This window comes from Marinobacter sp., from assembly GCF_041687235.1.
In the GTDB taxonomy this organism is placed as follows: Bacteria; Pseudomonadota; Gammaproteobacteria; order Pseudomonadales; family Oleiphilaceae; genus Marinobacter.
In genome coordinates this window covers 61603-82783 of record NZ_JAWLCH010000004.1, presented here as the reverse complement: position 1 = coordinate 82783, position 21181 = coordinate 61603, and the positions used below count along the sequence as shown (strand labels likewise).

Annotated in this window: 20 protein-coding genes and 2 tRNA genes; 10 read left to right on the top strand and 12 right to left on the bottom strand. The window is 57.2% G+C overall.

All coding sequences use genetic code 11. From position 1 onward, the window contains the following. Positions 1 to 125: 125 nt before the first annotated feature. Positions 126 to 1160, bottom strand: a complete 1035-nt coding sequence (dusA, locus tag ACESMK_RS07565; protein ID WP_372996844.1) for a tRNA dihydrouridine(20/20a) synthase DusA — start codon at positions 1158 to 1160, stop codon at positions 126 to 128. Positions 1161 to 1267: 107 nt separating this feature from the next. Further along, on the bottom strand, positions 1268 to 1750 hold the full coding sequence (locus ACESMK_RS07560; RefSeq protein ID WP_372996842.1) for a hypothetical protein: 483 nt from the start codon (positions 1748 to 1750) through the stop codon (positions 1268 to 1270). A 106-nt stretch (positions 1751 to 1856) separates the two neighbouring features. On the opposite strand from ACESMK_RS07560, the gene ACESMK_RS07555 reads away from it, so the two are divergent. Together ACESMK_RS07555 and ACESMK_RS07550 are read left to right on the top strand one after the other, a co-directional pair. Continuing rightward, positions 1857 to 2627 (top strand): SDR family oxidoreductase, encoded by a 771-nt coding sequence (locus tag ACESMK_RS07555; protein WP_372996840.1) that lies wholly within the window; start codon positions 1857 to 1859, stop codon positions 2625 to 2627. Between the two features lie 5 nt (positions 2628 to 2632). Beyond that, on the top strand, positions 2633 to 3547 hold the full coding sequence (locus tag ACESMK_RS07550) for an AEC family transporter (protein ID WP_372996838.1): 915 nt from the start codon (positions 2633 to 2635) through the stop codon (positions 3545 to 3547). On the opposite strand, the gene ACESMK_RS07545 is transcribed toward ACESMK_RS07550, so the two are convergent. Continuing rightward, positions 3524 to 4510 (bottom strand): zinc ABC transporter substrate-binding protein, encoded by a 987-nt coding sequence (locus tag ACESMK_RS07545; RefSeq protein WP_372996836.1) that lies wholly within the window; start codon positions 4508 to 4510, stop codon positions 3524 to 3526. The genes ACESMK_RS07550 and ACESMK_RS07545 overlap by 24 nt on opposite strands. A 174-nt stretch (positions 4511 to 4684) precedes the next feature. Here ACESMK_RS07545 and gltX point away from each other — a divergent pair, with 174 nt between their 5' ends. The 3 genes from gltX (at position 4685) to ACESMK_RS07530 (ending at position 6441) form a co-directional block, all read left to right on the top strand. Further along, a complete protein-coding gene (gltX, locus tag ACESMK_RS07540; protein ID WP_372996834.1) occupies positions 4685 to 6169 on the top strand; it encodes a glutamate--tRNA ligase in 1485 nt (494 codons plus the stop codon). 113 nt (positions 6170 to 6282) lie between these two features. Then, positions 6283 to 6358: transfer RNA gene (locus ACESMK_RS07535), tRNA-Ala, on the top strand. Between the two features lie 7 nt (positions 6359 to 6365). Then, positions 6366 to 6441, top strand: a tRNA-Glu gene (locus ACESMK_RS07530). 143 nt (positions 6442 to 6584) lie between these two features. On the opposite strand, the gene ACESMK_RS07525 is transcribed toward ACESMK_RS07530, so the two are convergent. Next, entirely contained in the window at positions 6585 to 7436 is an 852-nt protein-coding gene (locus tag ACESMK_RS07525; RefSeq protein ID WP_372996832.1) for a 6-carboxytetrahydropterin synthase, read from the bottom strand. Positions 7437 to 7510: 74 nt separating this feature from the next. Between ACESMK_RS07525 and ACESMK_RS07520 the strand changes: the two genes are divergently transcribed. Continuing rightward, the gene (locus ACESMK_RS07520) at positions 7511 to 8215 is read left to right on the top strand and encodes an NTP transferase domain-containing protein (RefSeq protein WP_372996830.1); all 705 of its coding nucleotides are present in this window, start codon (positions 7511 to 7513) and stop codon (positions 8213 to 8215) included. On the opposite strand, the gene ACESMK_RS07515 is transcribed toward ACESMK_RS07520, so the two are convergent. The 3 genes from ACESMK_RS07515 to ACESMK_RS07505 all read right to left on the bottom strand — a co-directional run bounded on the left by ACESMK_RS07515 (position 8175) and on the right by ACESMK_RS07505 (position 11220). Then, the gene (locus ACESMK_RS07515; protein WP_372996828.1) at positions 8175 to 9269 is read right to left on the bottom strand and encodes a response regulator; all 1095 of its coding nucleotides are present in this window, start codon (positions 9267 to 9269) and stop codon (positions 8175 to 8177) included. The two genes, ACESMK_RS07520 and ACESMK_RS07515, sit on opposite strands and share 41 nt — an antisense overlap. Before the next feature lie 52 nt (positions 9270 to 9321). After that, positions 9322 to 10644, bottom strand: coding sequence for an MORN repeat-containing protein (locus tag ACESMK_RS07510; protein WP_372996826.1), 1323 nt, complete (start codon positions 10642 to 10644; stop codon positions 9322 to 9324). A gap of 114 nt (positions 10645 to 10758) precedes the next feature. Beyond that, entirely contained in the window at positions 10759 to 11220 is a 462-nt protein-coding gene (locus ACESMK_RS07505) for a hypothetical protein (protein WP_372996824.1), read from the bottom strand. A gap of 100 nt (positions 11221 to 11320) precedes the next feature. Between ACESMK_RS07505 and ACESMK_RS07500 the strand changes: the two genes are divergently transcribed. Beyond that, a complete protein-coding gene (locus ACESMK_RS07500; protein WP_372996822.1) occupies positions 11321 to 14245 on the top strand; it encodes an insulinase family protein in 2925 nt (974 codons plus the stop codon). A 64-nt stretch (positions 14246 to 14309) separates the two neighbouring features. Here ACESMK_RS07500 and ACESMK_RS07495 read toward each other — a convergent pair whose 3' ends face one another. After that, entirely contained in the window at positions 14310 to 15125 is an 816-nt protein-coding gene (locus tag ACESMK_RS07495) for a pyruvate, water dikinase regulatory protein (RefSeq protein WP_372996820.1), read from the bottom strand. Positions 15126 to 15333: 208 nt separating this feature from the next. On the opposite strand from ACESMK_RS07495, the gene ppsA reads away from it, so the two are divergent. Next, entirely contained in the window at positions 15334 to 17670 is a 2337-nt protein-coding gene (gene ppsA / locus ACESMK_RS07490; RefSeq protein ID WP_372997209.1) for a phosphoenolpyruvate synthase, read from the top strand. Positions 17671 to 17700: 30 nt separating this feature from the next. Beyond that, positions 17701 to 18180: a ribonuclease E activity regulator RraA gene (gene rraA / locus ACESMK_RS07485; RefSeq protein WP_372996818.1), complete on the top strand. Its 480-nt coding sequence runs from the start codon at positions 17701 to 17703 to the stop codon at positions 18178 to 18180. 60 nt (positions 18181 to 18240) lie between these two features. Here rraA and ACESMK_RS07480 read toward each other — a convergent pair whose 3' ends face one another. The 3 genes from ACESMK_RS07480 to ACESMK_RS07470 all read right to left on the bottom strand — a co-directional run bounded on the left by ACESMK_RS07480 (position 18241) and on the right by ACESMK_RS07470 (position 19633). Further along, a complete protein-coding gene (locus ACESMK_RS07480) occupies positions 18241 to 18531 on the bottom strand; it encodes a PilZ domain-containing protein (protein WP_372996816.1) in 291 nt (96 codons plus the stop codon). Between the two features lie 4 nt (positions 18532 to 18535). Continuing rightward, positions 18536 to 19207: a TIGR04211 family SH3 domain-containing protein gene (locus ACESMK_RS07475; RefSeq protein ID WP_372996814.1), complete on the bottom strand. Its 672-nt coding sequence runs from the start codon at positions 19205 to 19207 to the stop codon at positions 18536 to 18538. A gap of 126 nt (positions 19208 to 19333) precedes the next feature. After that, positions 19334 to 19633, bottom strand: coding sequence for a YciI family protein (locus ACESMK_RS07470; RefSeq protein ID WP_372996812.1), 300 nt, complete (start codon positions 19631 to 19633; stop codon positions 19334 to 19336). A gap of 127 nt (positions 19634 to 19760) precedes the next feature. Here ACESMK_RS07470 and ACESMK_RS07465 point away from each other — a divergent pair, with 127 nt between their 5' ends. Continuing rightward, entirely contained in the window at positions 19761 to 20639 is an 879-nt protein-coding gene (locus ACESMK_RS07465) for a PHP domain-containing protein (protein ID WP_372996810.1), read from the top strand. On the opposite strand, the gene ACESMK_RS07460 is transcribed toward ACESMK_RS07465, so the two are convergent. Further along, complete coding sequence (locus ACESMK_RS07460) at positions 20636 to 21178, bottom strand: YecA family protein (RefSeq protein ID WP_372996808.1); 543 nt, start codon at positions 21176 to 21178, stop codon at positions 20636 to 20638. The two genes, ACESMK_RS07465 and ACESMK_RS07460, sit on opposite strands and share 4 nt — an antisense overlap. Between the last annotated feature and the right edge of the window lie 3 nt (positions 21179 to 21181).

Genomic DNA, 21181 nt, shown 5'->3' with positions numbered 1-21181 from the left:
GTCCTGTCGTCCCGGTTGATTTGTTATTGACGCGCCCGAATCCCGGGCACTGGCTATACGCCTACAATAACGGGCCACTCTGACAGGAACAAGACAACAAAAGGTATGGTGGCGATTAACGGTGATTAAGCTTCAGCCATATCCGGGGTTGCAGGTTCGTGCACCCTCTCCAGCGCTGTCTCGATAACGTCGAGACCGGCCCCGGATTTGTGGGCGTTTTCGCTGATGTAGCGGCGGAATTGCCGACCGCCAGGCTGGCCGTGGAACAGGCCCAACAGATGCCTGGACATGTGGGTGAGGAACACGCCCCGATCAAGCTCGCTCTGGATAAACGGGAGCATGGCCCGGAGCGCCTGATGCCGGCTCTGCACCGGCGCAGACTGCCCGAAAAACTCCGGGTCAACGCCCGCCAGCAGCCAGGGGTTGTGGTACGCCTCCCGGCCAAGCATCACGCCGTCGGTGTGCTGGAGATGCTCGTGACATTCCTCGAACGTCTTGATGCCGCCGTTGATGATAATTTCCAGATGCGGGTATTTTGCTTTCAGCCGGTACACCCAGTCGTATTTCAACGGTGGGACCTCCCGGTTCTCCTTGGGGCTCAGGCCCTCAAGAATCGCGATCCGGGCGTGCACGATAAACGTCCGGCAACCAGCGTCCGACACTTTTTCCACGAACTCACAGAGATCGTCCCAGGATTCCCGCCCATCAATACCGATCCGATGCTTCACGGTGACCGGCAGATCGGTGGCCTCAATCATGGCGCGCACGCCCTCGGCTACTTTGTCCGGGTGGCCCATCAGGCAGGCGCCGATCATGTTGTTCTGAACCCGATCGCTGGGGCAACCGACATTCAGGTTGACCTCATCAAACCCGTATTGCCGGGCCAGCCTGGCGCAGTGGGCAAGTTCGCCGGCATCGCTGCCGCCCAGCTGCAGGGCCAGCGGGTACTCGGCCTCGTCATGGCGCAGAAAACGTGCCGTATCGCCATGGATCAGCGCGCCGGTGGTGACCATCTCGGTGTAGAGCAGGGTATGCCTGCTAAGCTGGCGCGCCAGATAACGGTAATGACTGGTGGTCCAGTCCATCATCGGGGCCACGCAGAAGCGGCGGGAGGGGCCGGATTCGTTCTTTGCGGCGGCGTGTGATGGTAGTGCTGGCATTACGGTTACCTGATTGGCTGAAAAAAGCGTGTACGACGAACGTTTCTGAGTGAACGATAGTTTAACAGGGTTGGCCGGTTGATTTCCGTAGGGCTTTGGCGAAACGGCTAAGCCATGTCCTCGAGCAGCGCTTCGCACACCGCAAATCCGGAGTGATCAAAGGAATCCGGATGGAGAAGGAAGTTACCCGCTGTCAGTCTCACAACAAAGAAGAATGAGTCTCCCCCTGATCCCCCCAGAACCCGCTCTGGAATGTTGGCATCACGGCGAACGAGGGTGCCAGTAAACTGAACAGTTTGGTCTTCGAGAGGAAGGTTGTCGTTCAGGATATCGATATCGAAAATTGAGCCATGAAAACCATGGCGCAACGCGAGAATGGCGTCCATGCCCTCGCTCTTCGGATCTGCCATAACAATGAACAGTTCGCCGTTGGGGGTAAGATCAAGAAGTTCACTGCTCAGAAGAGTCAACGCCTCTGTACAATCTGGATAGATTTCCATATGCGAATTTAACCAGCCAGCGGAGCTGGTCGCTGAAAATGCCAGGGAGGTTGAGAGTGCAGCGGCCTTTACAGGCCATGTATAGTTCATAACGCGTTCCTTGCGTTGGAGTATTCAAACAACGGGTGTGATCAACGCAATGTACAGATAACGTTGATCGGATTCATCTGGCAGTGATCTCGAAGGAAAAGTAACTTTGATCAAATCGATATTCGTAACCGGTGCAGGAGCCGGAATCGGCCTTGAAACAGCACGTCTGTTCGCCTCAAAAGGTTGGATTGTCGGCGCAGCAGACCGGGATCAAAAAGCGCTCGAGAGTCTGCAGACAGAACTGGGTCAGAGAGTATGCTCTGCTCATGTCGTCGATGTGACTGATGAAAAGGCTGTCGCTGGGGCCCTGTCAGAATTCGCTGAATTAACCGGGGGAACCATAGATGCACTGCACAACAACGCCGGCATTTTGAGAGTAGGTCCCTTTGAAAGCATTGATATTCAGGAGCATCGCGCGATCATTGAAATCAATGTGATTGGCCTGATGAATGTTCTGTACGCTGCCTTTCCTTACCTCAAGGCTGCCTCCGGTGCGGTGGTTGTGAACATGAGTTCGGCCTCAGCAGCATATGGAACTCCGGATTTCGCCTCCTATTCGGCCAGCAAGCACGCGGTTCGAGCCATGACAGAGGCCCTGGATATCGAATGGGAAGAGTATGGCATTCGCGTCTGCGACCTGATGCCGCCCTTTGTGAATACGGGTATGGTTCAGGCCAATGCCGGAGCGTCGCGTTTGTTCGATAGCCTGGGAGTTAACCTGGCGCCTTCTGAGGTTGCCGCTGAGGTCTGGAAGCAGGTGTGCTCACCGCAACTTCACAGGCCGGTTTCCAATCAGTTCAAAATCCTTTGGCCGATTGCCCGCTCGTCGCCCACGGCAGTGACTCGTGCCGTTATGAAAAAACTGCGTCGGAGTTAATAACTATGCCCCTGATGATACAGGCCCTGTTGCCCGTATTTGTCCTGATCATGCTCGGGCATGTGTTTCGCCGGATTGACTTTCCAGGTGGCGATTTCTGGCCCCAGGCGGAGCGGTTTACCTACTACGTGCTGTTTCCGGCCATGCTGGTTTTCAAGCTGGGGCAGGCCCGGTTGCCAGCGTCCGCCTATGGCGATATTGCCGTGCTGATCTGTGCCATGCTGATCGCGATGACGCTGCTCCTCGCATTTGCACAGTGGTTCTGGCGTTGGCCTGGCCCGGTGTTTTCTTCGGTTTACCAGGGGGCTATCCGGTTCAATTCCTATGTGGGTCTGGCAGCGGGTGGCATGTTGCTGGGGGATCAGGGCTTGTCGCTGACGGCGATTGCGGTGGCCATTATGGTGCCGTTGCTGAACCTGCTTTGCATACTGATGTTTTCCCTGGTGGCCACGGAAGGGCCGGTGAGGTTGGTGCCGGTGTTCAAGGCGATTGTCACCAACCCTCTGATCGTTGGCTCGGTGATCGGGGTGGTCTGGAGTTTTTTCGAGATCGGGTTTCATCCGCTGATCGGTGGTATTCTCGAGCCTCTCAGCAATCTGGCGTTGCCGATGGGGCTGATGACGGTCGGTGCGGGTCTTCAGCTTAAAGCCCTGCGAGGGGCATCCATGCCTTTTATCGTCTCGTCAGTACTGAAGCTGGTAGGGTTTCCGGTGATGACTGCGGGGCTGGCAATGTTGCTGGGCCTTGAGGGGCTGATGGTGCAGGTTGCGGTTCTGCTGGCGGCGCTTCCCACGGCCACGTCTGCCTACATTCTTGCCCGGCAGTTGGGCGGTGATGCCCCCCTCATGGCGGGCATCATCAGTGGCCAGACCTTGCTGGCCATCGTCACCATTCCGTTAATGCTCAGCATCCTCTGGTAGGCACTTGAGCACTGCGTCGACAATGCTTTGCTGGAAGTTGTTGTAACCGTCCGGTGTTACCTCGATGTCCGTGGCCAGAGGGTCCCAGGTGCTGAAGGTAACGTCCAGGTCTTCGGTGATTGAGCGCCACCACTGTCGGTTAAACTGGGGTTCGGTCAACAGGCAGGGGTGGTTGGCATTGCGCAGTTTTTCCTGAACCTCGGCAATATGGCGTGCCCCCGGCGAGAGCTCGGGGTTTAGCGTGAGAACGCCGTCCAGTTTCAGGTCGTAATGTTCGGCAAACCGGGTAAAGGCGTCGTGGTAGGCGAACAGGCTGATTTCATGGGCTGGCGCCAGGCGGTCGCGAATGACCCCGTCGGTCTTCCGAACGCTGTCTTTGAACTTCCGGAAGTTCTCGTTCAGGGCTGCAGTGTCTACGCCGTCCAATGCCGAGAGGGCATCACGGATGGTTTCAGCCATGTCGATGGCCAGTTCCGGGTCCAGCCAGATGTGAGGGTCCTCGCCGTCGCCGTGATCATGGCCGTGTCCGTGGTCGTGGCGCTCTTCTTTTCTGGTCTCCTCCTCGGGATCATGCTCGTGGCCATGATGGTCCTGAGCGTGCTCGTTGTGATCGTGACCGGTTTCCTCGCTTTCGTGTTCAGCGTCCATCAGGGCGACTGTTCGGCTGCTGAATTCCTGTCCGGCCAGAAGGCGATTGAGGAAGGTTTCCATGTCGGGCCCGACCCAGAAAATCACATCGGCATTTTCCAGTGCCCGACGCTGGGACGGCTTCATGGTGTAGTTGTGGGGACTTGAGCCGGGCGGGACCAGGCTGGTTGTCTCCATATTATCCGTGGCGATTGCTTTGACAATCAGCTCTATCGGTTTGATGGAGGTAACAATTCGGGATTCGGCCTGCAGAGCGCCGCTGGCAAGAAGGCTGGCACCCAGTGCCAATGCAAGTGCTTTTCCGGGAACGCGCATGGGTAAGGAGGTCCTGCGATGAGTTTTGTAATGTTATAATGTACCAAATGTTGGGTGTGTCAGCAAAAGAAACTTCCGGTTGGAGGTTTGCTTGGCTCTGATCATGCGAAACACGGCGATGGCCGGTATAATGCCGGCTTTATCAAACGGCCACCGATTTTTCAGGAAGGTTTCATGACTGTACGTACCCGAATTGCTCCGTCACCGACGGGTGACCCACACGTTGGTACCGCCTACGTGGCCCTGTTTAACCTGTGTTTTGCCCGTCAACACGGCGGCCAGTTCATCCTGCGGATTGAAGACACCGACCAGGCCCGGAGCACAGCGGAATCTGAACAGGATATCCTCAAGGCCCTGCGCTGGCTCGGCCTGAATTGGGACGAAGGACCCGATGTAGGCGGCCCTCACGGCCCCTATCGCCAGTCTGAACGCAAACATTCCTACCGACAGTATGCCGAGGATCTCGTTACGGCCGGGCACGCCTTTTATTGCTTTCGCACGCCGGAAGAGCTGGATGCGATTCGGGAAGAGCGAAAGGCCCAGGGGCTGAATCCTGGCATCAAAGGCGATCTGGAACTGCCTGAGGACGAAGTGAAGCGTCGCCTGGACGATGGTGAGCCGTACGTAATTCGCATGAAAGTGCCCGATGAGGGCGTTTGCGAGATTGACGACATGCTCCGTGGCACCATCGAGATCGACTGGGCCCAGGTGGATTGCCAGATCCTGCTCAAGTCCGACGGCATGCCCACCTATCATCTGGCCAACGTGGTTGATGATCACCTGATGGAGATCACCCACGTTCTGCGGGGCGAGGAGTGGATCAACTCGGCGCCCAAACACAAATTGCTGTACCAGTACTTTGGCTGGGATATGCCGGTGCTGTGTCATCTTCCGCTGCTGCGCAATCCGGACAAGAGCAAGCTGTCCAAGCGCAAGAACCCTACCAGCATCAATTTCTATGAGCGCATGGGCTTCCTGCCGGAAGCCGTCACCAACTATCTCGGGCGCATGGGCTGGTCCATGCCTGACGAGCGGGAGAAGTTCACCCTGGATGAGATGATCGAGAACTTCGACATCCAGCGTGTGTCTCTCGGTGGCCCGGTCTTCGATGTGGAGAAACTTCGTTGGCTCAATGGCCAGTGGCTGCGTGAGGAGCTCACCGAAGAGCAGTTCATGGAGCGAATGCGCCAGTGGTGGTTCAATGAGGACGCTTTGAGCGCACTGATACCGCACATCAAGGGCAGGGCAGAGGTGTTTTCGGATGTGGCGCCCATGGCCCAGTTCATGTTCTCCGGCATGCTCAACCTCAAGCCGGAGGACTTTGCCCATAACAAACTTGAAGAGGCCCAGGTCAAGCGGGTTCTGCAGTTTACGCTTTGGAAGCTTGAAGCCCAGCGTCACTGGAGCAAGGAGACCATCTTCGCGGACATTAAGGCCCTGGCCAAAGCCATGGACCTGAAAATGGGCGACTTCATGTTTTCCATCTTCGTGGCCATCGCTGGTACCCCCAACTCCTGGTCTGTGATGGACTCTATGGCGCTACTCGGCCCGGACATGACCCGTTCTCGTCTTCGGCATGCGCTGGAAGTGATGGGTGGCTTCTCCAAGAAGGAAACCAAGAAAGTGGAAAAGGAATACGCCGCTCTGGGTGTTCAGTAACCGCTTTGGTGAATTAATAAACGGCCTGGACAGGGATGTTCAGAAAACTGAAAAAAAGTGTGTTCAAAAGGTTGACGCCCATAGGGCGGATCCTTAATATACGCAGCCGTTGAGGGGCCATAGCTCAGCTGGGAGAGCGCAACACTGGCAGTGTTGAGGTCAGCGGTTCGATCCCGCTTGGCTCCACCAATTTCTAGTCCCCTTCGTCTAGTGGCCTAGGACTCCGCCCTTTCACGGCGGCAACAGGGGTTCGAACCCCCTAGGGGACGCCAATACGGCTTGTCGGTTTAGTCCACCGGAAAGCCATCAAAAAAACCGCCTTCCGGCGGTTTTTTTGTGCCTGTAAGCAAGGGGCAGATGAAAACGGGACTAGATCAGAAGAACTTTTCTTCTGACCCCGTTTTCATGGTTTCAATCAGCGCTCGGCAATGGCCCCTTTGCCAACGCCTTCATAAGCCTTCACCCGAATCGTGTCCGTCGCAAACTCCACCTTGAGTTTGTCGGCCATGTGCGCTGCAATCAGTTCCACCGTAGTGTCGGTGTCCAGCATGTACACCCGCTCCTCGGGCAGGGTCAGCGCAAACTCCCCCTGGTTGGCCTCGTATTCGAAGGTCACGTAGCGAACGCCGTCTTCGCCCACATGACGCCGCACCACATCCTCCTCGGAACCCACGTAAATATCCCGCCAGAGCTTCGCCCAGCGGCGCTCCAGATCGTAATCACGGTGGCCGTTCCGATCGATGCGAATCGGTGAGCGGTGGCCGTGGGCAATGCGCTGGCAGTTGCCGAGGTGCTTTTTCAGGCCGTGCACGTAGTGATAATAGGCACCGTCAATCTCCTCCTCCCGGAGGCTGATCTCCACGGAAATCACGTTGGCCGGAAGTACCGCCTTGATCTCCTGTTCCAGTAAGGCGGCAACGGCCGAGGGCACAACCCGGTCTGCAGACAGCCAGACAATGGCCTCGTCCGGCGAGCGGTGAACGATCTGGCTGCCATCGGTGAGCGCCCAGGTAAAGGTGTCTGGTTGTTCCTCGCTCCAGGATAGCCCCTGGTAGCCACGGGGAATCACCAGCCGATGGTCGACACGCTCATCGATTACCCTCTTGATGGTGCGTTTTACGTTACTGAAGTCGAACACCATGCCCTGTTCGTCCAGCTCCCCGCCAAGCACCACATCCGCAATCCAGCTTTCACCCACCAGCCCCCGGGTCGGATCCAGGTAGGCGAAATCGATAACGGTCAGGTTGTCTACAAACAGATGGTTCATCAAATTTCCAGGCGGGTATGGTTGATTGATGGCCGAATTCTAGCAAAAATCACCGAATACAGCAGTCTGGCTGCGTGCCAGCGTTCCATTTCTTTTCTGCGATCGGACTCATCATCTTAAACTTCGACAAGCGCAACGATCAGCAATTCCCGGTACTGATACTGGCAGCCGGGGCCTCACGCCGGTTTGGTCGGCCCAAAGCGCTGTTGCCACTGGTTTCCGGCAACAGAAATGGTCCGGATGGGCGCAATCGTGTGCTGCTGGATGCCGCTATCGGTCAGGGTCGGCTTCTGAGCCCGGATGTCAGGGTGGTGTGCGGGGCCTGGTACCCACTCATCCGCTTTCGAAGCCGGCGACAGCCGTCGGCATGGTTGAGAGTGCCGGATTGGCAGGAGGGAATGTCGGCGTCTCTGTCTGCAGGGCTCCGCAGTCTGGGGCCAGCGGTAAAAGGCGTTTTCGTACTGGTGGCGGATCAGCCGTTGCTGGACCTGAGCGCCCTTGAGGCCTTTGGTGAAGCTGCTCGCTGCGTTCCCAACCAGCCTATTGCAGCGGATTACGGGGGTAGGCCCGGCGTGCCCGCCTATCTGCCGAGATGGCTCTGGCCCCTGGTGCTGGATCTGGAAGGCGACCGGGGTGCCGGTCGTGTCCTGGCGGAAGTGAGGGCGACACGGGTAGACATTCCGGGGGTCCATGATGATGTGGACACCCCGGCAGACTGGTCCAGGATCCGGGAGTTACTCAGCCAAACAGGCCCGACAGCCAGGCAATCCCGACGCTGAAGATGCCCAGGCTCACAGCAAGCCCGATGGTGTAGACCCGGGACGAGGCAGAGCGCTGCTGGGCAACGAACAGGTCGATTGTGCGTTGGGCAATGTCTTCGGCGGTTTCCCGTGAAATCTCATGGGCCTGTTGGATGGCTTCGGATTGCAGGGTCTGCCAGAACTCGGTATCAATCGTCTGTACGCTGGTGATGTGGTCCTTCAGCTCTGCCATGTGTTCGCTGGTGAATCCGGAGTTCTTTTTCAGCTCCTTCTTCAGAACCGCCAGCTCACTTCCCAGGTTGAGGTTCACCTCGGCGGCAACCTCGTCGCGCAGATGTTTGGTGCGTTCCTGGACCAGCTCGGTAACGGTATTCAGGCGCTCTTCAATTGCCGCTTCCTGCTTGCTGCGGGATTCGTCGAGGGCCCGCTTGAGGTGGTCGAACTGTTCGTCGAAGAGGGAGCTGAGCAGCTCGTGCAGACGGTTGTTGATGTGGGTTTTGACCGCCGAACGGGCAATCTGCTCGATCAGTTCACTGGTAAGGGGTACCACATTGGCCTGGGGGTTTGCTCGTGTCGCAGAATCACCGGTCTTGGGGGACAGTTCCACCGAGGCATCCGCCGGAACATTCAGTAGCTCGTCGTCGTCCGCGGGTGAGGCCGAAGGTTCCGCAGGTGGTTCCGGCAAGGTTCCCTCGGTGACATCGCTGGCCAGCTGATCCAGAACCGCTTTGAGTCCCTCGGTCTGGGGCGGTTTGGTGAGAATATTGTAAACACCGAAATTCTTTGCCTCCTCCATGAAGGAGGACGATTTCTTGGATGTGCACATGATGATGGGTATGCCAGCCGTCTCGGGGTTGCCCTTGATTGCTTTGGTGGCCTCGACACCATTCATGCCAGGCATCAGGTGATCCATGAAGATGACATCCGGGCGGCCATGGCTGTTCAGGAAATCCAGGGCCTCTTCGGCCGAGCCAGCCATGTTGACTTCCATATCGCGACTCTCCAGAAGTTTGCTCAGGGCAAATCGTGCCACTTTGGAGTCGTCTACCAGCAGAGCGTTCTTGATCGCCATGTCACTACCTCAATCGTTTACTGCAAACGCGTTTGTTATCGGGCTGTCTTGATTACCAGCCTTCCAGTTTCGGGCATTCTGTGGCCCGGTAGCTCTTGTCCCGATAACAGACACCGGGTTCAGTGGTTCGGGCAGTGAAAATTTCCCCTGCCGCCGTGGTCAGGCGCACCTGTCCATAAGGCTCACCATGTCGGAAAGTGGCTTCGATCGAGCTGCCGTTGGGGTTCTTGAGCAGCCCTTTGCCGTGAAACTTCCCTTCGATGTACTCGCCCTCGTATTTCTTGCCACTGGCAAAGACTTCGGCCCCCGTTCCGTGGAAGTCGCCGTTGGAAAATTCACCTTCGTAATGACGACCGTCCGGGAAGGTCAGGGTGCCACTGCCGTGGAACTCGTCGTTCCGGAAGCCGCCTACATAAAGCATGCCATCGGCGGTGGTCAGGGAGCCGTGGCCATTCAGCTGACCGTCCTGCCAGTGTCCTGTCAGGATGTCTCCGTTTGCCAGGGTCAGCGTGCCCTTGCCGTTGAACTGGTCAGCCCGGAACTCTCCGGAGTAACGCGATCCGTCTGCGCTGCGCCACTCACCTTCGCCCTCTCGCCTGCCAGCCGACCATTCGCCTTCGTAGCGGCTACCGTCGGGGTACCATGCAGTGCCCTGGCCATGGAATTCACCATCCACAAAATGGCCCTCATAGCGCAGGCCATCGGCGTCCTGATAGGTGCCATCCCCGGTTTTTACACCGCCAATCCAGTCGCCGTCCCTGAAATTCACGGTGGTAAAGGCTTCCAGCTTGCCCACCAGCGTCATTTCGTTGCCGGCTTCCAGGGCAACGGAGCGGCTCCAGGGTTTGAAGCCCGGTTTGCTGATGGTGACGTCGTAGCGGCCCGGATCGAGTTTGAGATCGAGCCGGGTGGCGCCATATTCCTTGCCATTGATGGTGACCTTGTCGCCCACAACATTCGAACGGAGCACCAGAAGAGCCTGCGTGGGCGGCTCTGGTTGCTGTTGTTTTTCTGTCGGTTCTTCCTGAGTTAGTGGTACTGCATCTGTTCGGGTTGCCATCGCTCCCGCCGGTTCAGCCACTGCCAGAACCTCCGGGTTCTCCGGCATGGGGTGAATGGTAAACGGGGTAGTATCAACCACGGGTGAGCGGGAAACCGGGGCAGGCGCCTCGGCCTTGGTGGATGCAGGTGCGGCAGGTTCGGCGGGCGCGCTGGTTTCGGGCTCAGTGGGATTCGAAGCAGCAACCTGATCGGCGGCGGGCGGTTCAAAGGCTTCCGTCATCCGCAGGTCGTCCCGGACCGATGCGAACCCGGCGGTGACCAGCAACATAAGCGCCAGGGCGTTAATGAACAGAAGTGGTCTGAAATCGACCATGGCGGAACCTCTTAATCCTGCATTCTTGAAATTCTGTTTATGGCTTCATCTTAACCAGTGAGTGCAACGTTATGTAACAGAAAGTGTCTGGAGTTAACGAGAATGCAGGCCAAATCACACTTTATCCGGAAGCTGGTCATGGTTGAGTTGCTCCCATGATCTCATGTACACATCCGCTTCGTATTCATAGGGTGACTTGAACGGGGTTAGCACAAAATCAAACACCAGGAAGAAAAAGCCGATAGAGGCCCAGGCAATGACCAGTGTACTCATGGTGGTGGCCTGCACTTCCGGGTTGGAATTGACGAAATCCTGCAACAATGGAATCAGATCCGAGGCCATGACAACCGGATTGAAGCTGGCCATCACGAACGGGACCCAGAAAGCGATAAAGACCGGAAAGAATCCGAACGACCAGAGCAAACGGCGAAGCAGATAAACGGCAACTTCCCGCCAGAAACGTTGTCTGATTTCCGGGACTTTCCGGATTCGGTCAAGGTAACGGCGGCGTTCCGCCCACCAGGCGGCAACTTCCGGGGCGTCAACAGCCTTTGATTGAGGTGCGGGTGTTGTCATGGACGGGCGGGGTACCTTATGGCTACGGGAGTGATGCATGATAATCGATACTACGTGTTACCCTACAGTTCTCCAATTGTTTAACGACAGGATAGTTTGAATGGCTGCAGTGATCGACAACGCAACCCATCCGGCCTTTGAGAAGCTTCGCAGTCACCGGATCGACACACTCAACCTCGAGGTTGAGGAGTATCGTCACAAAAAAACCGGGGCCCGGCATCTCCATCTGGCTGCAGATAACGACGAGAATGTGTTCTTCGTGGCCCTGCGAACCTTCCCGATGGATTCCACCGGCGTGGCCCATATTCTCGAACACACCGCGCTGTGCGGGAGCGAGCGTTATCCGGTCCGTGACCCGTTCTTCATGATGATCCGGCGGTCACTGAACACCTTCATGAATGCTTTTACCAGCAGCGACTGGACTGCCTATCCCTTCGCCAGCATGAACCGGAAAGACTTTGACAATCTTTTGTCGGTCTACCTGGACTGCGTGTTCTTCTCCAAGCTGGATCCGCTGGATTTCGCCCAGGAAGGTCACCGCCTGGAGTTCGATAAACCGGAAGATCCCTCTACCGATCTGGTCTATCGCGGTGTCGTCTATAACGAAATGAAGGGCGCCATGAGTTCGCCCACGTCGCAGTTGTGGCAAAACCTCAGCAGTCACCTGTTCCCGACCACCACCTATCACTACAACAGTGGTGGTGAGCCAGACCATATTGTCGATCTAACCTACGAAGACCTGTTGAAGTTCTACCGCCACCATTATCATCCCAGCAATGCGATCTTTGCCACCTACGGTGATATTCCTGCCCACGAGCACCATGCAAAGTTCGAGGAGCTGGCGCTCAAACGGTTTGACCGGCTGAACATCGAGCTGCCGGTTCGGGACGAAAAGCGCATGTTTGCCCCGGTAAGGGTGGAGCAGGGATACGCTGTCAATGAAGGTGAGGGTACCGACAACAAGACCCACATTGTGGTTGGCTGGCTGCTGGGACACAGTTTTGACCTGCAGGAAAACCTTGAAGGCCAGCTGTTGTCAGCGGTGCTTCTGGAAAACAGCGCCTCGCCGCTGATGCGGGCCCTGGAGACGACGGAGCTGGGGCACTCGCCATCACCCATGTGTGGCCTGGAGGACTCCAACCGCGAGATGACCTTTGTCTGCGGTATCGAAGGCAGTGAGCCGGAGAAGCACAAGGAGCTGGAGACGCTGATCGAATCCACCCTGCTCAAGGTGGTGGAAGACGGTGTCAGCGAGGAGCGACTGGAAGCCATCTTGCACCAGCTCGAACTGCACCAGCGTGAAATTGCCGGCGACCAGTTCCCCTATGGCCTGCAGCTGATCATGAGTGCGATCGCGCCCATGGTGCACGGTGGCGACCCTGTGGAATTACTGGATCTTGAGCCGGTACTGGCATCGCTCCGGGAAAAAATCCGGGACCCGCAGTACGTACCCGATCTGATCCGCAGGAAGCTTCTGGAGAATCCTCATCGGGTCACTCTGACGTTGCGGCCGGATGAAAAGCTTGAGTCCCATCGGCAGGAGGCCATCCGTGAAGCCCTGGCCCGCCGTAAGGCTGAGTTGACCGACGATGAAGTCCGGATGATTGTTGATCGGGCAAAGGCACTGGAAGAGCGCCAGATGCAGAAGGACGATGACTCCATTCTGCCAAAAGTGGATCTGTCTGATGTGCCCCTGCAAATGCCAGAGCCGGAAGGCCGGTATGACGGCGATATCTCCGCAACGGTGTATGCCCGTGGCACCAACGGTCTGGTTTACGAACAGGTTGTTGTGCCGGTCCCGGCGCTCACCGAAGAGGAACTGCTGCTGGTGCCTTACTACACCACCCTGATCTCTGAGGTGGGCTGCGGTGAGCTGGATTATTTGCAGATGCAGGACCGCATTTCCGCGGAGTCCGGTGGCATTGGTGCGGCGTTCAGTGCCAAGGGCCGTATCGACGATGTCCAGGATCTGTCCGGATATATTATCTTTAACGGCAAGGCACTGGCCCGGAACAGAAGCGCACTGACCCGCCTGCTGCGGGACGTCTACACCGACGCCCGTTTCGATGAGAAAGAGCGGATCCGGGAGATCATTGCCCAGATCCGTGCCCGCCGCGAGCAGGCAGTAACCGGCAGTGGTCATGCCCTCGCGATGGGGGCCGCCTCCCAGGGCATGAGCCCGGGCGCCTGGCTATCCTTCCGTCTGGGTGGTCTTGCCGGTATCCGCGGCACCAAGCAGTTGGATCAGGCCCTGAAAGATCCGGAAGAATTGACTGCCCTGTGCGAAAAACTGGCCGCACTGCACGAGAAAATCCGCAACCAGGGCCGTGAGTTCCTGGTGATTGGCGAGGAAGAGCAGCTCCCGGCGATGGTCGATGACCTGAAGTCCTGCTGGCGTGACGCTTGTGATGCGTCCGTCGCAGGCTGGAAGATGGAGCCGGTCAACTACACCACCCGGGAGGCCTGGCTCACATCGACCCAGGTGAACTTCTGCTCCAAAGCCTACAGCACCGTGCCCGTGGATCATCCGGATGCGGCGGCATTGACTGTGCTGGGTGGCTTCCTGCGTAACGGTTACCTGCACCGGGCGATCCGGGAAAAGGGCGGTGCCTACGGTGGCGGTGCCGGACAGGATAGTGTAAACGGCACCTTCCGGTTCTTCTCTTACCGGGATCCGCGGTTGGAGGAAACGCTGGATGATTTCGACCAGGCGCTGGCGTGGCTGCAGGACAATGACCACGAGTATCAGGAGCTGGAGGAGTCGATTCTTGGCGTCATTGGCCAACTCGACAGACCACGGTCGCCGGCAGGAGCCGCTCGTCATGCCTTCCACAACAAGCTGTTTGGCCGTACGCCAGAGCAACGGGCGAGGTTCCGTGAGCGGGTGCTTGCTGTCACCCTGGAAGATCTCAAACGCGTTGCCAGAACCTGGCTGGTGCCGGATAAGGCCAGCACCGCCGTGGTAACCAGCCCGGAAAACCGGGCAAGAGCCGAGAAGCTGGGCCTGGAGATTCAGGAGCTATAAAGCAGGTCTTGAAGCTGGGGTCAGATGAATTTTTCATCTGACCCCTTTTTCATCTGACCCCAATCTAGCGATTTCGCTTCAGCCCCGTGGTTACCATGATCCGGGTGGAAATTTCCTCCACAGAGTAGGCTGTGGTGTTCAGGTAGGGAATCCGCTCCCGCCGGTACATCAGCTCGATTTCCTCGATTTCATGCATGCACTGCTTTATGGACGAGTACCGCGAATTGGGTCGACGTTCGTTGCGTATGGTGGCAAGCCGCTCCGGATCGATGGTCAGCCCGAAAATCTTCTCTTTGTGAGGTTTCAGGGCGGCCGGTATCTGCTGATCCTCCAGATCCTCTTCCGTGATCGGGTAGTTTGCCGCCTTGACGCCGTATTGCAGTGCCAGATAGAGGCACGTGGGGGTTTTACCGCTTCGGGAGGCACCCACCAGGATCAGGTCGGCTTCGTCGTAGTGTCGTGTGCGGGCTCCATCGTCGTTGTCGAGCGCGAAATTGACGGCCTTGATACGGCGCTCGTAGCTTCCTTCATTGTTGATGGCGTGAGATTTGCCAACGGTGTACGAGGATGACGACTGGAGCTCCTGCTCCAGAGGATTGAGGAAGGTGCCGAAAATATCCACCATAAAACCTTCTGCGGTGGCGATGATGTCCCGGACATCACTGTTCACAATGGTGTCGAACACCAGTGGGCGGGCACCATCGGTCTCGGCCGCCTTGTTGATCCGTTTCACCATTTCCCGGGCTTTTTCTTCGTCCGCAATGTAGGGAACGGTGATCCGTTCAAATTCGATCTTCTCGAACTGGGCCAGAAGGCTGTGGCCCAGTGCCTCGGCGGTGAGGCCTGTGCCATCCGAAATGAAAAAAGCAGTGCGTTTCATGCTGTATCGTCCGGTTCCTTGGTTCCTTTATTCCCCGAGCTTGGTGGCCTAGGTAATTTCCGCAGGTTACAGTATCATACACGCCAAGTTCGAGACTCCGCAGTGGATTTTACCGCTTGATACCGCTGGCCCGGTTTTGCTCTTTGCTTCACAGACTCAAGGGAGACATGCTTTGGAAGATTACATTATCTGGTTTGATCACCTGGGAATGTCCGATGTCGATCGGGTAGGCGGCAAGAACGCCTCACTCGGCGAAATGATCAGTAATCTCGCCAACGCAGGTGTTACCGTTCCGGGTGGCTTTGCCACCACCGCACATGCCTATCGTGAATTCCTGGCCACAGACGGTCTGAAAGGACGCATCGATGAGGCTCTGGATGCCCTGGACATCAACGATGTCAATGAGCTGGCCCGGGTTGGTGCAATGATCCGCCAGTGGATCATTGAAACGCCCTTTCCGGACGTTCTGGAAAATGCCCTGAAAGAATCCTTTGCCGCCCTGCAGGATGGCAATGAGCACATGGCGGTTGCGGTTCGTTCGTCTGCTACTGCCGAAGATCTGCCGGATGCGTCGTTCGCCGGCCAGCAGGAAACCTTCCTGAACGTAGTGGGTCTTGAACAGGTCCGCACGTCGGTGAAGGAGGTATTCGCCTCCCTGTTCAATGACCGAGCAATTTCCTACCGTGTGCATCATGGCTTCGACCACAAGATGGTCGCGCTCTCGGCCGGCATCCAGAAAATGGTGCGCAGTGAAACTGCAGCCAGTGGCGTTATGTTCACCCTGGATACTGAATCCGGCTTCCGTGATGTGGTGTTTGTGACCGCCTCCTACGGTCTGGGCGAGACGGTCGTTCAGGGTGCTGTTAACCCCGATGAATTTTACGTGCACAAGCCCACTTTGGAAGCTAATCGGCCGGCTGTCCTGCGTCGCAACCTGGGTAGCAAGGCCATCAAGATGGTCTATCACACCAAACCGGGTGAGGGTGAGTTTGTAGAAACGGTAAAGGTCGAGCAGGAAGACCGTAACCGTTTCTGCATCACCGATGCCGAGGTGGAAGACCTGGCCCGCCAGGCCATGATTATCGAGAAACACTACCAGCGCCCCATGGACATCGAGTGGGCGAAAGATGGTGACGACGGCAAGATCTACATCGTTCAGGCCCGTCCAGAGACGGTGAAGAGCCGCGCCTCGGCCAACGTGATGGAGCGTTACCTGTTGAACGAAACCGGCAAGGTGCTGGTTGAGGGTCGAAGTATTGGCCACAAGATTGGCAGCGGCCCGGTAAAGATCATTACCAGCATCAAGGAAATGGATCGCGTTCAGGCCGGTGATGTCCTGGTAACGGACATGACGGATCCTGACTGGGAACCGGTAATGAAGCGGGCCTCCGCCATTGTCACCGATCGTGGCGGGCGTACCTGCCACGCAGCCATTATTGCCCGGGAGCTTGGTATTCCGGCGGTTGTTGGTTGCGGTGATGCGACCGAGGTTTTGAAGGATGGCCAGGAAGTGACGGTTTCCTGTGCCGAGGGCGACACCGGCATGATCTATGAGGGTGCCCTGGATTTCGAGCTTCGGGAAAACACCGTGGATTCCATGCCCAATATTCCGTTCAAGATCATGATGAACGTGGGCAACCCGGACCGGGCCTTTGATTTCCAGGCACTGCCCAACGAGGGTGTTGGTCTGGCGCGGCTGGAGTTCATCATTAACCGGATGATCGGTGTGCATCCCAAGGCGCTGCTGAATTTCGACGGGCTGCCGCGGGATATCAAGCAGACCGTTGAAAAGCGGATCTCCGGCTACAGCTCGCCGGTGGACTTCTACGTCGACAAGCTGGTGGAGGGTATTTCTACCCTGGCCGCAGCGTTCGCACCGAAGAAGGTGATTGTGCGGCTGTCGGATTTCAAATCCAACGAGTACGCGAACCTGATCGGCGGCACTCTGTACGAGCCGGATGAAGAAAACCCGATGCTCGGCTTCCGGGGGGCTTCCCGCTACATTTCCGAAACCTTCCGGGATTGTTTCGAGCTCGAGTGCCGCGCCCTGAAAAAGGTGCGTAATGAAATGGGCCTGACCAATGTCGAAGTCATGGTTCCGTTCGTGCGCACCGTGGGTGAAGCTGAACAGGTGGTGAGCCTGCTGGCCGAGAACGGCTTGAAGCGAGGTGACAACGGCCTCCGTGTCATCATGATGTGCGAGCTGCCGGCGAACGCCATTCTGGCCGATCAGTTCCTGGAGCATTTCGACGGCTTTTCAATCGGCTCAAACGACCTGACCCAGCTCACCCTCGGCCTGGACCGTGATTCCGGGATCATTGCCCATCTGTTTGACGAGCGCAACGATGCGGTCAAGGCGCTGTTGTCCAATGCTATTCAGGCCTGTAAGAAGGCCGGCAAGTACATCGGCATTTGTGGTCAGGGACCGTCGGATCATCCGGATCTCGCCAAATGGCTGATGGATCAGGGTATTGATACCGTTTCCCTCAACCCGGATTCGGTACTGGACACCTGGTTCTTCCTGGCCGACGAAAAAATCGACTGAGTTCATTTCCAGGATTAGGAGAACGACAACGTGACGACGATTATTACCCCGGACCTGTGCGACGAATTTCCGGAAGTGCTGGTTGCAGAGCCTGGTTTCAATAACTATGGCGGCAACAAGGCGTTTGGCGGTGAGATTGTTACCGTAAAGTGCTTCGAAGACAATTCCGTGGTGAAAGAGCAGGTCGGCCAGCCCGGAAACGGACGTGTGATGGTTGTGGATGGTGGTGCTTCAAAACGCCATGCGCTGCTGGGCGATATGCTGGCAGAAAAGGCCGCCAGCAACGGCTGGGCCGGCCTGATCATTTATGGCTGCGTGCGGGACGTGGATGAAATTGGTAACACCGCGTTGGGTGTTCAGGCTCTGGGCACTCATCCGAGGAAGAGCGAGAAACGAGGCCTTGGCGACCTGAACGTACCGGTCACCTTCCACGGTGTGACCTTTCACCCAGGACAGTATGTCTACGCGGATAACAACGGCATCATTGTCTCCGAGAAGCCTCTGGTCTGAGGCTTTGTTCCGGAGATCCCACGAAAACAAAAACGGCGGCCAGTGGCCGCCGTTTTTCGTTCAGCGAGTCACTTCGCTGATGTTTGTCCCTAACAGGAATCCGTCGCCCTCAGGCTCACACCGAATGACTTCACAGACCGTTTCCAATGGTGGGAACTGATCACTGCTGGGGTGAAGGACCGTTTGAAGCTCCTCGCCCACAGCCACTTCCTGCTCGACGAAAAGCTGCATGCCTGTGGCACTCAGGTCCCGGCAGAGCCCTTTGAAGCGGTTGCCCCGGCTGTCGGTAATTTCAATCTCAGAGTTTACCTGCATGCGGTGAAAATCGCGTTTTTCCGAATAATCCTTCATGGTGTCAGGCCCAGTTGTCGGTTTTTCTTGTTGGTTTGAGCATCGGAATAATCAGAGCCAGCAGCACGCCACCGAGAACCAGGCCGGCTCCCAGCAACATGAAGTCGTATTCCTTACTGGCTTCGAGACGTTCGTTTTCCGCCGTGAGTACCTCAAGATCATTGCGAAGCTTCTGGTTCTCCTCACGAAGTTCGCCATTGCGGCGTTCCAGGTTAATGGAATCGGACGCGATACTTTTGATCCGCTGAAGTTCCTCCTGAAGCTCCTCGGAACGACTTGAGAGAGAGGACTCCGAGTTTTCCAGAGCGTCCCGTTCGCTGGTGACCTTGGCCAGCTCCTCTTTCACGCTGGCCAGCTCGGCACGGGTTTCTTCCAGCTGGCGGTTGGCTGTTCTGAGCTGGTCTGCAGCAATGGGCGTTTCGCTCAGGTACTGGCTGGAGACCCATCCCTCGTTGCCTTTTGGAGTGCGCACACGGGTATACCCGGAATCGGATGCCTCCAGGACTTCGAGAGGAGTCCCGCTTGGAACCGCGTTTTCGACGATCCTGTACTGGGAGCCTGCGCCGGATCTGAGCGGCAGGTACAGCTGGTCGTCTACCCAGACGGTCTTGGCCTGGGCAACGGCGATGGACGACACTGCAAACAATACACTGATGGCGAGACGAAAAAGCGTCACTGGTTACGTTCCCTGAAATTCCGCGGTTGAAATCTGAGCCTGATTAAAAGCGCAATTTTGTCACAGATGCCCCGCCGTGCAAGCAAGCCATCATTACAATAACCTCATGGTGCCCCGAGGTTCCACTCACGGCAGAACCGCTTTGAAGGGCTTTACAACGACTTTCTGGTAAACCCCGGCGTCTATGTATGGATCGGCATCAGCCCAGGCCTGGGCCGCCTCCAGCGAATCAAACTCCGCAACAACCAGGCTGCCGGTAAAGCCAGCATCGCCGGGTTCCGGGGTATCAAGCGCTGGATGAGGTCCGGCAACCAGTAGTCGGCCCTCGGCTTTCAGTGCCTGGAGGCGTTCGATGTGTGCAGGCCTCGCAGACTGACGCAACGGCAGGCTGTTCTCGACATCTTCACTGATAATGGCGTAATACATTCAGCTCTCCGGAATGGCATTGACTAGGTACTCAGGCAGGCAATCAGCGGTCGTGTCGCGCAAGGGTTGGCTGGTACACTGTAACGCAATGGCATGCCGCCAGTTATCTGATGATTCAGGATATTCCGTGACTATACCGCAAGACCCGGATTTGTGCATTGATCTGCATTGCCACAGTACCGCCTCTGACGGCGCGCTATCACCAGCGGCGCTGGTTGAACGTGCGGCCGGGCACGGAGTCAGTCATTTGTCGTTGACCGACCATGACACCGTCGCCGGACTTGCTGAAGCAGAAAGTGCCGCCCGCGAGTGTGGTGTAGTGCTGATTCCCGGGGTCGAACTCTCCTGTCTCTGGAAAAGCCGGACCATTCACATTGTTGGCCTGGATTTCGACCCTGAAGCGCCCGATTTTCGGCGGGCCCTGCAGGGGCAGAACGAGAATCGCTGGGCACGCGCACGAATGATTGCCGAGCGCCTGGGGAAACTCGGTATCGATGATCTTCTGGGAAAAGCCACTGAGGTTGCCGGTGGTGACGTTCCGGGTCGACCTCACTTCGCCGCGGTTCTGACAGAGGCCGGTGTTGTCCGCAATGCTGCCCAGGCTTTCAAGCGTTATCTGGGTAACGGCAAGACTGGTGATGTGAAGGCCTATTGGCCGGAGCTTTCCGAGGTTGTCCGTTGGATCAACGAGGCTGGCGGTATTGCGGTGCTTGCTCATCCGCGAAAATATCAGCTCACCGCGACCAAGCTCCGCGAACTGACGGCCGACTTCCGCCGGGCAGGCGGCAGGGCAATTGAAGTGTCGACGTCCGGGCAGTCCAGTGGCGATCTGGGGTTTCTGGCTGAGCTGTGCCGGAAAGAGAAACTGCTGGCTTCACAGGGTAGCGACTTTCATTTTCCAGGCGCTCCCTGGTGTGAACTCGGGCGTATCATGAAAATGCCAGACGGGCTTGAGCCGGTCTGGCATTCATTCAGGCAACCCATTCTGAGACCTGCGCCGGTTTAATCCGGTGCGTGAAACAGCAGGTACAGATCTGTCAGTGACTCCGGTATGGCGTCGGCCATCTGCCGGGACAGTTTGTCACTGTTGCGAACCTTCTGGAAATCCTCGTCATCGAACAGGCCTGAGAGGGTCAGCATAGGCAGCATCAGATCCGCGGTTTCTTCCTCGCTGGCGGCTTCCAGCCACTCCTCCTCGTGCTCGAGGAAGGTGTCCACGAACCCGGCGCACCAGTTTTCCAGAGCGTTCATCGGATCGCCGTCTTCAGGTTCCGGTAGTTCCAGAGCCTGCCCCAGGTCCAGGGCATGGATCATGTCATTGGCCAACTGGCCAGCACAGCGTCTGAACACCTCGGGGATCCCGGTGTCGGGCACCTGATCGGCGCCCGTAGCGAGGCGGAAGATTTCTTCCGCGCTCAGTTCAGCCGGGCCGACAACGCTGGCACAGACCACCCCGTGGAAACCGAAGAAGTCCAGGGCATCATCGCCCCAGGGCTCCGCAAAGAGGATGTCTTCCAGCGCTTCAATGTCGGAATTCGATAGCATCAG

Coding starts and splice junctions, on each gene's coding strand:
- ACESMK_RS07525 (WP_372996832.1), bottom strand. CDS start 7,436: ATGAACCATCTGTTTGTAGACAACCTGACCGTTATCGATTTCGCCTAC.
- ACESMK_RS07560 (WP_372996842.1), bottom strand. CDS start 1,750: ATGAACTATACATGGCCTGTAAAGGCCGCTGCACTCTCAACCTCCCTG.
- ACESMK_RS07470 (WP_372996812.1), bottom strand. CDS start 19,633: ATGTATTACGCCATTATCAGTGAAGATGTCGAGAACAGCCTGCCGTTG.
- gltX (WP_372996834.1), top strand. CDS start 4,685: ATGACTGTACGTACCCGAATTGCTCCGTCACCGACGGGTGACCCACAC.
- dusA (WP_372996844.1), bottom strand. CDS start 1,160: ATGCCAGCACTACCATCACACGCCGCCGCAAAGAACGAATCCGGCCCC.
- ACESMK_RS07495 (WP_372996820.1), bottom strand. CDS start 15,125: ATGAAACGCACTGCTTTTTTCATTTCGGATGGCACAGGCCTCACCGCC.
- ppsA (WP_372997209.1), top strand. CDS start 15,334: ATGTCCGATGTCGATCGGGTAGGCGGCAAGAACGCCTCACTCGGCGAA.
- ACESMK_RS07510 (WP_372996826.1), bottom strand. CDS start 10,644: ATGGTCGATTTCAGACCACTTCTGTTCATTAACGCCCTGGCGCTTATG.
- ACESMK_RS07515 (WP_372996828.1), bottom strand. CDS start 9,269: ATGGCGATCAAGAACGCTCTGCTGGTAGACGACTCCAAAGTGGCACGA.
- ACESMK_RS07550 (WP_372996838.1), top strand. CDS start 2,633: ATGCCCCTGATGATACAGGCCCTGTTGCCCGTATTTGTCCTGATCATG.
- ACESMK_RS07505 (WP_372996824.1), bottom strand. CDS start 11,220: ATGACAACACCCGCACCTCAATCAAAGGCTGTTGACGCCCCGGAAGTT.
- ACESMK_RS07500 (WP_372996822.1), top strand. CDS start 11,321: ATGGCTGCAGTGATCGACAACGCAACCCATCCGGCCTTTGAGAAGCTT.
- ACESMK_RS07480 (WP_372996816.1), bottom strand. CDS start 18,531: ATGAAGGATTATTCGGAAAAACGCGATTTTCACCGCATGCAGGTAAAC.
- ACESMK_RS07460 (WP_372996808.1), bottom strand. CDS start 21,178: ATGCTATCGAATTCCGACATTGAAGCGCTGGAAGACATCCTCTTTGCG.
- ACESMK_RS07545 (WP_372996836.1), bottom strand. CDS start 4,510: ATGCGCGTTCCCGGAAAAGCACTTGCATTGGCACTGGGTGCCAGCCTT.